Below are 12,241 nucleotides of genomic sequence, written 5' to 3'. Positions count from 1 at the left end.
GAAATCGGGAGCACGTGAAATCGGAAACACCGTGAAAAGGGGGAACGAGCAGGCAATCCCACTCGTCAGTTTGGTAATACGTCGGCAAAGCGGATTCGGTTTTGCCCTTGCCCGAGAAAGTCCCTCTGCAGGTCCCCCCTGCCAGGTCGGCCGTCCGTCGATTTTGGTGTTCTGACCGTCATCGGCAACGCTCTGCTCGTTGTTATACTGCCCGCCATGAGCAAATCAAAACCGGGCAACCGTGGCGGCAAACGACCGCGTGTACGAGATTTCGACGCCGACAGCAGCGATCAGTCGGGCAAACAAAGGCCCAAACGCCCGGTGAAGACCACGCGGGCCGCGAAGCTACGCATCATCAGCGGCAGCTTGAGAGGGCGTTCGATCCAATACCATGGTGCCGATTTCACACGACCGATGCGAGACAACGTCCGCGAAAACCTTTTCAATATCCTGGGGCAGACGGTCAAAGGTTCGGTCGCGATCGACCTGTTCTCCGGCACCGGTGCCCTGGCGATCGAATCCATCAGCCGTGGGGCAGACAAGGCAATCGCCATCGAACGATCCCGTCATGCCGCCGAAGTCCTCAAGTCCAATGGGGAAACACTTGGCGTCTCCGACAAACTGCTGGTCGTCAATGGCGACGCGTTCCGGCACGGGGCCAGCTTTCTGGGGCCACCGCCGAGCGACAATCCGATGGACGATACGCCTCGCGTTGTTTTTCTCTGCCCGCCCTACGCTCTTTGGGACGAAGCACTACCGGACCTGCTGCGGCTGATCGAAACCATGCTCGCCCACAGTGCCCCGGGCAGCATCCTGGTCGCCGAGAGCGAAAAACACTTCGACCCGGATTTACTCCCCGCTGGGAACTGGGATCACCGCGTCTACGGCAACACCCGACTCTCGTTCATCCAACCAGAACTCACCTGCGGACTTCAGTGAACACGCTCAACGGGGCAAAGGTGAATCAATCATGAGTGTCGTTCTGGTCATCAGCTCCGAAGAACAGTTTCGTAGCGGCGCCGACTGGGGTGTCCGATTGGCAGAAGCAGGTGACCACGAACTGCACGTCCTGATTCTTGGTTCGGACCGAGCCGTCTTGAGAAAACTGGTGGAGTCGCGGTTGGAGGAAAAACTGCAGCGTCAGGAAACGCAACTCGCTTCGGTTGCCGTGGTCCCCCAAACACTGCAAGCGGTCAATGAGTTTGTCCACAACATCCAATGTCGATGGCTGATCGTGATGCATGGCGTGGACCAACACTCGCTGCAAAGAGAACTCTTTGAACATGCATCTTGCTCCACCGTATGGCTCAATGCCGTTGCGGAGCCGCCGATCGGCGAATCACATCTTTGGGGATTGACGCAGTCTGACTCTGGATCACTCAGTTCCATCGGCCGTGAACTGTTGGAGATGGAACCCGAGCGATTCCTGTGGACTGAGTTGCCCGACGAAGGAGCCGCGCCCAAGTCGACGGAGGGCACCTCCGATGAGGAATCCTCTTCGCCATGGTCGATCCAGCTTCAGCAAGCCGATGCGTTGCCGGGCGATCTGTTGTTGATCAACATTCAACGTGGCCGGAACGTCGATCTAATTCTCGACGGGGCGTTGGAATTGCTCAACAGCAATGGAGAGGTTTCGGTTGCCCTGGTCAGACGCGGTCCGACGACGGTGATGAACTGGGTCGCTCGCCTACGTCGCTGGGGCGAAACGGTCGCACCCTCGATGGCGAGAGAGCAGCGCATCGAGCTGACCAAAGAATTGGAGGTCGGCTCCCAAGCCAACTGGGAGTACCTCGGGCTGATCTCCGCAGCCGCCATGTTGGCCGCATTCGGTTTGATTCAAAATTCCGCCTCGGTGATCATCGGTGCCATGTTGATCGCTCCGCTGATGACTCCGATTCTCGGTGCCGGACTCGCTCTCAGTGTCGGCAACCGGCCGCTGTTTCGTTCCGCATGGCTGACAATCGCACTGGGCTTTGTGGGCGCGTTGGTCTCGAGCATGCTGTTCGGACTACTGGCACGAACTTTCCTGGAGGTGGAGGTCACACCCGAAATGTGGTCACGCTGTCGCCCCAGCCCACTCGACTTTTGCGTCGGACTGGTCGGCGGCATCGCCGCTTCCTACGCGCGAACCCGCAGCCACCTCTCCTCCGCGTTGGCCGGTGCCGCGATCGCGGCAGCCCTCGTGCCACCGATCTCAACCGCTGGACTTCAGATCGCGTTCGGCGAGTTCATCCGCACCGAAGACGGAATCCCCGTACTCGGCCCACTGCTGCTGGTGACCACCAACGTGTTGACCATCATGGTCGGTTCGTCCTTCGTGCTTTGGGCCAGGGGCATTCGGACCCAGCGCAAACAGAATGCCAGCGACCGGTGGACCATGCGGACCTTCATGCTGCTTTGCACACTGGCTTTGCTGTTGCTCGCCTCGGCCGTGAAGCCCGACGCCATCTTCCCAGCTCAGGAAAAGCCCGCCCAGGAAAAGCCCGCCCAGGAAAAGCCCGCCCAGGAAAAGCCCGCTCAGCAAGAACCCGCTGATTGAGTCAGCCGTTTAGGCGAATGCGAGGGAGGGGGCCAGACTGCGCAAGAACGTGTTTAGATCTCGTAAAACGCATTGCGGGGCACGCGATCGACTTGGAAAGTCGAGCGACAGTCGTTCGACTCTCCGAGTCGAAAACGAACACCATCCTTTGGAAGGATCTTGCTCACCTCGCCGTCCATCCACCGTCGACGACCAACATGCTGCCGGTGGTGTAGCTCGATGCGGCGCTGGCCAAGTAGATCGCGGCGCCTTGGATTTCTTCCAGTCGCCCCCATCGGTTGAGCGCCACCGCACCGACGATGAACTTCTTGGCTTCCTCCGTGTCCGCGATCGGCTCGTTCATCGGTGTCAAGAACGGACCCGGGCAGATCGCGTTGACGTTGATGTGATCGCCTGCCAATTCCAGCGCCAGTGCACGCGTCATCTGCACAATGGCTCCCTTGCTGGTCGCATACGGCGTGCGGTTGGCCAGGCCGACCAGTCCGAGTGTGCTGGCAAGATTGATGATACGGCCGCCACCTCGTTTTCGCATTCGTGGGATCGTTGCCCTACACATGGACCAAACACCGTCCACGTTGATCTGCTGGACTTGGCGAAAATCGTCCAGCGTTAGTTCATCGATCGGACCGCGAATGTTAATCCCCGCGTTGTTGATCAAGATGTCCACGCCACCAAAGGTGCTTTCGACTTCGGCGACGAACGCTTCGATTTCGTCAGGTTGTGTGACATCCGCTGCGACACCAATGCAAGGCTGGGCGTACTGCAATTGCAGATGCTCGGCCGCCTGGCGGGCTTCATCAGCATCTCGGCTGCACACTGCGATTCTGGCGCCGGCGGAGGCCAGCCCGGCGGCCATGGCCAACCCCAGGCCTTTGGAGCCGCCCGTGACGATCGCCACGCGGTCATGCAAATCGAACAACTTGATACCGGGCAGGGGAGTGGATTCCAACACGTTTTCTCTCGATTGTTGGGGGGCTCATCTTGGATCAATCACAGCATTATGCAGCAAAACAGCGGGGAACAACGACTTGCCGCGAAATTTGTGGTGAAGCGATGACCTCGGTCACTTACGATAAGATATTCGGATCACCCAGCTCGTTCGTCCACGAATCAACCAGAGGAGAAATTCGCAATGATGCGATGCGTCGCCCTGCTGCCAGGACTTGTCATCGCGATCGCCGCGTCGGTGGTTGCCGGCGAGATCGACTTTCATCGAGACGTGCAACCTCTGCTTCGCCGGCACTGCGATCGGTGTCATGGCGCATCACAGCAGGAGGGTGGCCTGACCCTGGCCGATGCACAGGGATTGTTGGGCGTCGCCGAAAGTGACGAAACGATTGTGGTACCGGGCCAACCAGATCAGTCCTTACTGATCGCTCGCTTGACCGATTCTGATTTCGGCGATCGGATGCCACTGGATGGAGAGCCACTGACAAAGAGCGAAGTGCAAGTCCTGCGTTCATGGATCCACCAAGGTGCTGACGTTCCCAAGGACTGGGGCACGACCGGACACTGGGCTTATGAAACGCCACAACGGCCCGATGTGCCGGCTACCGACTCTAACTGGACGCGGAATCCCATCGACCAGTTTGTCCTAAGTCGACTCGGGCAGGCCGGATTGTCCCCGTCACCCGACGCGAGTCCTGAAACGTTGGCACGCCGCGTTTCATTGGCACTGACCGGTCTGCCAGCGACGCCAGAACAACTGCGTGACTTGGCCGACGATCCGAGCGACGAGAACTATGAAGCGTTGGTGGACGAGTTGCTTGGGTCACCCGCGTTCGGTCAGCACTGGGCACGTCACTGGCTGGACTTGGCTCGCTACGCCGATTCAAACGGCTTTCAAGCGGATCAATTGCGCGACGCTTGGGCGTATCGAGATTGGGTCGTGGACGCATTCGCCAACGATATGCCGTTTGACGAGTTTGTCACCCAGCAGATTGCGGGTGATTTGTTGCCCGATGCGAATGCATCGACTCGCATCGCCACCGGTTTTCATCGTACGCCCACCTGCAACGTGGAGGCCGGCGTCCATCCCGAAGCCAACCGGGTGGAACAAGTCTTTGATCGTGTGAACACGACGGCAACCGTGTTCCTGGGTTCGACCATCGAGTGCGCCCAGTGTCACGATCACAAGTACGATCCGTTCACTCAACAAGACTACTATCGCCTGTTCGCGTATTTCAACAACACTCCATTGGAGGTCGAGAAACAGTCCGGTGTTCAGTTTGATTTCGTCGGTCCCAAGATGGACCTACCGTTGGCATCGGAACAGGAATCCGAACTGGTCTCGCTTCGACAACAGTTAACCGAGCTGAAAAAACAACACGACTCCATCAACACGGATGAACAGTTTCGCCAGTGGCAACAGTCCACGCGTCAGGCACTTGCCTCCGGACGCGCCGAGTGGATCACGCCACGCCCCTCGTTCACCAGCAGCGGCGACGAAGCGGCTGAGATTCTTGATGACCAGTCCGTGTTGATCTCCGGTGGATTGCCCGGCTCGACGGTGTATCGATTCGAGTACGCAAATGTCGCCCAGCCGGTGATCGGGATTCGCTTGGAAGCGTTACGGCACGACGACCTGCCCGGCGGCGGTCCGGGACGCGGGGATGCCGAACGCACAAATTTTGTGTTACACGAATTGGAACTGAACGTGCAAACCGCCGAGGACTTGAGGTCCGTCGAGTTGGGCTCCGCCACCGCATCGTTTTCTCAACCGAAGTATGAAGTCGCCAATGCGGTGGACGGCAAAACCGGGACCGGTTGGGCGATCGCCCCACAATTTAAAAAGGAACACTGGGCCGAATTTCACACGATCGATCCCGTTGCACCCGATCCGGATGCTCGCCTGGTCATCACCCTGGATCAGCGTTTTGGTCGAGGACGGGTCATCGGTCGGCCTCGCATTTCATTGCTGGTCGGATCGCCCGAAACCGCGGACCTACCCGATCAGATCGCTCAATACCTGATGAGTGAAGGCCCATTGAAACCTGGCGAACTGAAGAAGCTGAGAGCCCACTTCGATGGACAGAATCCAGCAGTGCAGCAACTGCAGCGACGAATCACCGCGACCGAGAACGCGATCGACAAGATGGCTCCGCCGACGACCTTGGTGATGGTCGAGGAACCAGAGCCGCGTGAAACATTCGTCATGCTGCGTGGAGATTACTTGTCGCCGGGTGACCCAGTTTCGCCGGGTACGCCCGCGTCACTGCATCCGCTGGACGATGACATGCCGGCCAACCGATTGGGATTGGCTCGTTGGTTGGTCGATCGCGACAACCCGTTGTTGGCCAGAGTCACCGTCAATCGTTTGTGGGCGCAAGTTTTCGGTCGCGGCATCGTCGTTACCGAAGAAGACTTCGGCACACAGAGCGAACCGCCAAGCCATCCGCAGTTATTGGACTTTCTGGCTCTGGAGCTGCAGGACGAATGGTCGATCAAGCAAGTCCTGAAGACGATCGTATTGTCATCGACGTTTCGCCAATCCTCGTCGATGACGTCGCAACAGTTACAACAGGATCCGGACAATGTCTGGCTCTCACGTGGGCCACGGTATCGATTGCCGGCAGAAACGATTCGCGACAATGCCTTGGCGATTTCAGGTTTGTTGTCGCTGCAATCCGGTGGACCACCGATCATGCCCTATCAACCCGATGGGATTTGGCGAGCGGTCGGACGAAACCAGCCGACTTGGAAAGCGGCCGACGATGCCGATCGATATCGACGCGGTTTGTATGTCGTTTGGAAACGTTCAGCGCCCTACCCAAGTTTCGTCACCTTCGATGCACCCGATCGGGCCTCGTGTACGGTCAAACGTCCGCGGACCAATACACCGCTCCAAGCGTTGGTCTTGCTGAACGATCACGCTTATGCGGAGGCTGCCGTGGCTCTGGCTCAGCGTGTCTTGCGAGAAACAGACACGGACAACGTGGACGACATCGCCCGGTACGCGTTCTCACTTGCGACAGGGCGTTGGGCAAACGATCAACAAGTCCGTGTGCTTGTCGGGTTGTACCGCACCGAGCGTCAGCGTTTGACGGAGCAGCCGGACGAAGTGAAGCAGCGGCTCTCGGTGTTGCCCAAGACGTTTCGCGACGAGCAATTCGATGCGATCGAAGTGGCCGCGTGGTACTCCGTCGCCAGCGCGCTGTTGAACTTGGATGAAACGATCACGTTGAATTGACACAAGCATTCATCATCAAAACCAAATGACTTTTGTAATCCCAACCTCACGTCGTCAAATCCTCAGCCGAGTTGGTTTCGGATTGGGGTCCATCGCTTTGGGCTCTCTGCTGGGCAACGACGGCATCGGACACGCGGCGGATGCTCAGTCGAACGCTACCCCCGGACCGCTCGATCCTAAGCCGCCGCATTTCCCCGCTCGTGCCAAGAGCGTGATCCACATCCACATGGTCGGCTCGCCGTCGCACCTGGACCTGTTTGATCCCAAGCCCGAACTGGCCAAACGCAACGGCGAGCGGTGCCCCGATGAAATGTTTCAGGGCAAGAAGTTTGCGTTCATCCGATCGCAACCGAGTCTGTTCGGAACGCCCAGCGATTGGGGTTTTCGAAAGTGTGGAAAATCCGGAATGGAGATTTCCAATCTGCTGCCGCAATTACAAGGCGTGGCCGATGAGTTGTGCATGATTCGTTCGATGCACACCAACGAGTTCAATCACGGACCCGCTCAACTCTTCATGCTCTCCGGTTTCGGTCGATTTGGTCGACCGTCGCTGGGTTCATGGGTGACCTACGGTCTAGGCAGCGAAAATCAAAACCTGCCAGGATTTGTGGTGCTGATCACTGGCAGCGTTCTCGGAGCGGGCAATTCGGCTTGGGGCAGCGGATTCTTGCCCACGGTCTATCAAGGCGTCGAGTTTCGCTCGCAAGGCGACCCGGTTCTGTTCCTATCCAATCCGCCGGGCGTGAAAGATGCCAGCCGTCGACGAATCATCGACGCGGTCAATCAACTCAACGCGGACACGTTGGCGGATGTGGGCGACCCCGAGATCGCCACACGGATCGATCAGTATGAGATGGCGTATCGCATGCAAACGTCGGTGCCAGATCTGATGGACCTCAGTGGCGAGTCTCAACGAATCCATGACCTCTATGGGACAACATTTCGCGATGGCTTCAAAGAAACGGGGAAACCCAGTTTCGCTAACAATTGTCTGCTCGCCCGTCGCTTGGTCGAGCGCGGTGTGCGGTTCGTCCAGCTCTTTGATCAAGGTTGGGACCATCACGGAAACCTTTACGGCGGTCTGCCCAAGAAATGCGATCAAGTGGATCGTCCCATTGCTGCATTGATCCAGGACCTAAAACAACGCGGGATGCTGGATGAAACGCTGGTGGTCTGGTCGGCTGAGTTTGGTCGAACGCCGATGGCCCAAGGAGCGAACGAAGAAGGCAAAAAGACGTCGCCCGGTCGCGACCATCACCGCGACGCCTTTGCGATGTGGATGGCCGGGGGAGGAACGAAACCAGGAACGATCCACGGCGCAACCGACGAACTGGGCTACAGCATCGTGGACAAGCCCGTTCACGTACACGATCTCAACGCAACCCTGCTACACCTGCTGGGGCTGAACCACGAACGATTGACCTTTCGTCATCAAGGCCGCCAGTATCGCTTGACCGACGTACACGGCATCGTTCAACACGATCTCCTCGTTTAACGACAAGCCGAAGGCGTAATCGCCGCCACCATCGGGCTTGCCGCTCAGTAGACGTAGGTCATGCTATGCATGACGAAAAGTGGTTAGCCCCATGTCAACGGACGGCGGATTCGTTGAGCGGGCGGCGGTTGGTGACACACCGCGCGTTGGTCTGCGTTGAGAGGATCATGTCATGCAAAGCATGACCTACCGAAACTAGTACGTCACTCGAAAATCACGCACCGCAAACTTGCCCGATGCGAATGAGATCGTGAATTCACCCTTCTCTCTGGCGATCGATGGGTGTTTGATCTTCGTCTTGTAGTTGCCGATCATCACATCCGCTTCATCGCCCTTGATCGCGATTTTGCAAACGCTCCACAGCCGCCCGTTCAGGTCCTGCATCGATGGAACGCCTTCCTTCACAATCGTCTTGGGCTTGTTCTCCTTGGAAGACTGCCCGATCCAACCAAAGATCGACGATTTGCCCGGCGCGTTGAATCCCATCCGCAACACGTGACCTTCCTTGTTAAACGTCAATACCAATCGCTCGACGTCGCTGCACTGAAACTCGAACTCCACGGTGCCATCGGTCATCTCGACGGGCCAACGCAAAATCGGACCGTGGTTATCGTACTTTTTGTACAACTCGGGATCGGCAACACAACTCGCGCTATTGTTCTCAAACTTCCAATCGCCCCGCAGCGCCGCACGGCCTTTCATCTTGGGATCGGAAAAATCATCACGCAGTTCTTCCGCCGGGGCCGTCGGAATGGTCATCAAACACAGAGTCAAAATCAGAAGCAATTTGGTCATCAGGTGGTCCATCGTTAGGTCGTCGGGGAATAGGTTCGAGCCAGGGCCGTTCAATCTTTCTTGTTGACTCGATGTTTCGACGCTATTTTTTGAGCCATTTCTTGTCCACTGTCATCTCCCCCAAGGAACTTGGGGGAGGTCGAGCAGAGCCGCTGAGGCGAATGCGAGGGAGGGGGCCTGTCTACTTAAGTCATTGGTTGGGAATGGCAACACACTTGACGGGGCACGCTATCGACTTGGAAAGTCGAGCGACGATTGTCGTTCGACTTTCCAAGTCGAAAACGAACACCACCATCCGCCCAAACACAAACCATACGCCTCTTGCCGTGCTACAAAAATCTTACCTCTCGGCTGCGTCGGGAGAGCTGACAGGAACTTGTGGATCGCCACAGTGCCGCAGCCCCAAACTTGAACAGCACAGATCTAGCCTGGGCATTATAGACTAAGATCCGCAATCATTTCGTGCCTCGCATCTGGGCTGACATCGTTTGAAACCGTTGCAGCCAGGATGCGGTGATGGCGTGGGCAATGGTTGCGGGTTCTTTTTCCCGGAGTTGCTCTGCCGTTTGCCCCCAGTAGAAACTGATCCAGCCATCGGCAAACTCCGAGGATTGGGAGACGAACTGGGCCAGTTCATCCTCCGAGCACTTCAGCGGAAACATTTCTTCGATCACGATTGGCTTTCCAACGTCGTAGGCTCGCAGTGCGGTGACCGCTTTTTGAACCTCGTCTTTTTTCGGATAGAAATGCACCGAAACAAAATTGAGCCGTTCGCCGACTTCCGGTGAATAAAACAACGGCTTGCCTCCTCCGAATGCGAACACCCAGGGGATCACGCCGACGGTGATCATATGACGATCGTCGTGTTTTCGAATCGCTTCGACCATTTGATCGACCCACGCCTTGGCGAGTTGGTGACGTGTTCGTCCGGCCAAATCGAGTGACAATCGCTGCACAAAGAATTTGCCGCCAAGCTCGCCACCGAGCCACTGCGTCTCCGCTTCCTCGCCCGCTTTCTTGTTACCGGGCAAGATCGGTTCGTTCATCAGGTCGTAGCAAAAGACGGCGGGACTGTCACGACAAACCTTCGCTACCGATTCCCAAAACAAAGCTTGCGTTTTCCAGCGTTCCTGTTCACTCAATGGATCCAGCCACTCGGGGATGTTGGCCTTGTGATAGCAGGCCAAGCCCGTGATATCGAGGTACAGACCCGTGTCCTCCGCCAGCTTCAATAGTTTCGCCAGTTGATCGAGTGCCGACTGGTTCGGCCGATCGGCCGCATCCATGAACTTGCCGAGTTGCAGGTGGATGCGAACGCAATTCGCACCCAGCGATTTTATCTCCCCAAAGTCTTCGACGACTTCGTCCCAGCGATCCACCCAGTACTCATCCAGCAGCTCGCCATCGCTGTTGTGGTCGTAGTTGACTCCCCAAACAACAAACCGCTGTTCAGTATCACCAAGTACAAAATGTGTCTTGTCGCGGGATACGTGAACGGGCTGCAGCGTCTGAGCTGCAACTGGAACGGCAAGTCCGCATAGGAGGAGCGTGAGGAGCAAACGCATGGTCAAACCTCATGGTTGGAAGGCTTCGGGGCGATCGAGATTGAAATAGTGGCCATGATCGGCGGTGAGGATCAACGCCGTTTCGTCCCAGCCGCCGTGCTGCTCGATCCACGTCACGACCTCCGCAAAGGCTTCGTCGCCGCTGAGGACTGCGCCGATCGAGTTGTCGATGTTGTTGGAGTGGTTGGCCCAGTCGACATCGCCGCATTCGATCATCAACCACCATTGATCTGAACGCGAATCTAGAACTTCCAATGCAGCCACGGCCATGTCTTTTAGCTTGACGTTTTCGAGCAAGTCGGCCTTGCTGTAGACCTCCGCCTTCTCTGGTTTCGAGCTTCCAAAGCTGGCCACCGGGTTGTAGCCCCCGTCGGCGGTCCGGAATGGCAAGTGGCCGCCTTGTGCGCCGAAGTAGCCGAACAGACGACTGCCGTTTTCTTTTGCCTGCTGGACGGCTTTGCTCAAGACGTCCGGTCCAGCCATGTCTTCGGTTCGCTGGGCGACGACATACCGGCCACCATTGGCTACATCGATCGCGGCCAGATCCTCTGCCGCAATGTACTTGTTGCCTGGAACATAGTTCTTGCCTTGGCCACCGTCCTTGTCTTTGTCGATCCCCCATCCGCCTCCGATCAGCACGTCGACGCCCGGCAATCCGCCGGGGTGATAGATCGAGGGTCGGCCGATCAGATCACGTGTCAAGTCTTGGTAGTCGTTGCGATGCACGTTATTGGCATAGGCGCATCCCGGTGTGGCATGGCTGATCGGAACGCTCGACACGACGCCGACCGCAAACCCTTTGCCTTGCAGGTCTCTGGCAATCGGTAGCACTTCTCGACCCATGAAATCGACGTTCATCGCGTCGTTGTAGGTTTTGATTCCCGTGGTCATCGATGTTGCGGTAGCGGACGACTCCGCATAGGCGTGCCTCGTCTGCTTGCTCTTTCCGATCGGATAGTCGGCGTCGGTGATGGGCTGCCAGGGTGCATCGCCACCCAATGATGGGTCGTATCCGCCGCGAAGCTTGCCCTCGGGATTCAACACCGTCTGTGTGTCGACGTTGACCGAGGTGCCTTCGGTGCGAGGGCTGGTGACGCAATAGCCGTAGTCCGTCGGTGCGCCTCGATAGTCGAGGAAATGCAGTCCTTCACCACGTCCTTTGTGGTAGATCTTGCCCGATTGCGTGATCGCGGCAACTCGCGTGGTGTCCCAGTCCATGCCGTCGAACACAAACAAGATCACGCGTTTCTTTCCCGATTCGATGGCCGCCCGCTGCAGTCGATAGATGTCCGTTTGGTCAAAGTACTCCGCTTCAGGGTTGACCGTCTTTTCCGGGAGATAGCCATAAAGTTTTTCGAGCGCTGACGCATCACGGTAGACACTTTTTTCACCGCGAACCAAGTTGAGATCGATTCCAAACGTGTATACAGGAATCAAGCGATTACTGTGGGTCTTCCAACTGGAGTACGTATTTGGATTGGGGCCCCAATGCCCCCAATCCGCTTGCCGAGTTTCCACGGCATCGGCCTGCATTTTGGCAATGGGATCGGCAATTTGCGCGAGTGTGATTTGGCTCGCATCGGCGATGAGAAGGAACGTGACGATGGACGCACCGGTCTTGAAACCAGATATTAAATTCATCTCGAGAGTGTCGATGG

General features: G+C 57.3%; 8 protein-coding genes. 4 read left to right on the top strand and 4 right to left on the bottom strand.

Annotated features, from left to right (window positions below; genetic code table 11):
- The first annotated feature begins 216 nt into the window (after positions 1-216).
- Both Pla52nx_RS30610 and Pla52nx_RS30605 read left to right on the top strand, forming a co-directional pair.
- Complete coding sequence (locus tag Pla52nx_RS30610) at positions 217-939, top strand: RsmD family RNA methyltransferase (protein ID WP_146519443.1); 723 nt, start codon at positions 217-219, stop codon at positions 937-939.
- Between the two features lie 31 nt (positions 940-970).
- Positions 971-2,539 (top strand): DUF389 domain-containing protein, encoded by a 1,569-nt coding sequence (locus Pla52nx_RS30605; RefSeq protein ID WP_146519444.1) that lies wholly within the window; start codon positions 971-973, stop codon positions 2,537-2,539.
- 163 nt (positions 2,540-2,702) lie between these two features.
- Here the strand turns inward: Pla52nx_RS30605 and Pla52nx_RS30600 are convergent, their stop codons facing one another.
- Entirely contained in the window at positions 2,703-3,491 is a 789-nt protein-coding gene (locus Pla52nx_RS30600) for an SDR family NAD(P)-dependent oxidoreductase (RefSeq protein WP_231741876.1), read from the bottom strand.
- Positions 3,492-3,671: 180 nt separating this feature from the next.
- Here Pla52nx_RS30600 and Pla52nx_RS30595 point away from each other — a divergent pair, with 180 nt between their 5' ends.
- Together Pla52nx_RS30595 and Pla52nx_RS30590 are read left to right on the top strand one after the other, a co-directional pair.
- Positions 3,672-6,728 (top strand): PSD1 and planctomycete cytochrome C domain-containing protein, encoded by a 3,057-nt coding sequence (locus Pla52nx_RS30595; protein ID WP_231741877.1) that lies wholly within the window; start codon positions 3,672-3,674, stop codon positions 6,726-6,728.
- Positions 6,729-6,753: 25 nt separating this feature from the next.
- Positions 6,754-8,223, top strand: a complete 1,470-nt coding sequence (locus Pla52nx_RS30590; RefSeq protein WP_146519445.1) for a DUF1501 domain-containing protein — start codon at positions 6,754-6,756, stop codon at positions 8,221-8,223.
- A gap of 195 nt (positions 8,224-8,418) precedes the next feature.
- Here the strand turns inward: Pla52nx_RS30590 and Pla52nx_RS30585 are convergent, their stop codons facing one another.
- The 3 genes from Pla52nx_RS30585 to Pla52nx_RS30575 all read right to left on the bottom strand — a co-directional run bounded on the left by Pla52nx_RS30585 (position 8,419) and on the right by Pla52nx_RS30575 (position 12,224).
- Entirely contained in the window at positions 8,419-9,018 is a 600-nt protein-coding gene (locus Pla52nx_RS30585) for a hypothetical protein (RefSeq protein ID WP_146519446.1), read from the bottom strand.
- A gap of 455 nt (positions 9,019-9,473) precedes the next feature.
- A complete protein-coding gene (locus Pla52nx_RS30580; RefSeq protein ID WP_146519447.1) occupies positions 9,474-10,583 on the bottom strand; it encodes a cellulase family glycosylhydrolase in 1,110 nt (369 codons plus the stop codon).
- 9 nt (positions 10,584-10,592) lie between these two features.
- Positions 10,593-12,224 (bottom strand): alkaline phosphatase, encoded by a 1,632-nt coding sequence (locus tag Pla52nx_RS30575; RefSeq protein WP_146519448.1) that lies wholly within the window; start codon positions 12,222-12,224, stop codon positions 10,593-10,595.
- Positions 12,225-12,241 lie beyond the last annotated feature (17 nt).

Origin of the sequence: Stieleria varia, assembly GCF_038443385.1 — a bacterium.
Lineage (GTDB): Bacteria > Planctomycetota > Planctomycetia > Pirellulales > Pirellulaceae > Stieleria > Stieleria varia.
This window is presented reverse-complemented; position numbering and strand designations above follow the sequence as displayed.

Bases quoted from the DNA above. Each gene is read 5' to 3' on its own strand.
- Pla52nx_RS30575 (WP_146519448.1), bottom strand. From the start codon at position 12,224: ATGAATTTAATATCTGGTTTCAAGACCGGTGCGTCCATCGTCACGTTC.
- Pla52nx_RS30605 (WP_146519444.1), top strand. From the start codon at position 971: ATGAGTGTCGTTCTGGTCATCAGCTCCGAAGAACAGTTTCGTAGCGGC.
- Pla52nx_RS30580 (WP_146519447.1), bottom strand. From the start codon at position 10,583: ATGCGTTTGCTCCTCACGCTCCTCCTATGCGGACTTGCCGTTCCAGTT.
- Pla52nx_RS30610 (WP_146519443.1), top strand. From the start codon at position 217: ATGAGCAAATCAAAACCGGGCAACCGTGGCGGCAAACGACCGCGTGTA.
- Pla52nx_RS30595 (WP_231741877.1), top strand. From the start codon at position 3,672: ATGATGCGATGCGTCGCCCTGCTGCCAGGACTTGTCATCGCGATCGCC.
- Pla52nx_RS30585 (WP_146519446.1), bottom strand. From the start codon at position 9,018: ATGACCAAATTGCTTCTGATTTTGACTCTGTGTTTGATGACCATTCCG.
- Pla52nx_RS30590 (WP_146519445.1), top strand. From the start codon at position 6,754: ATGACTTTTGTAATCCCAACCTCACGTCGTCAAATCCTCAGCCGAGTT.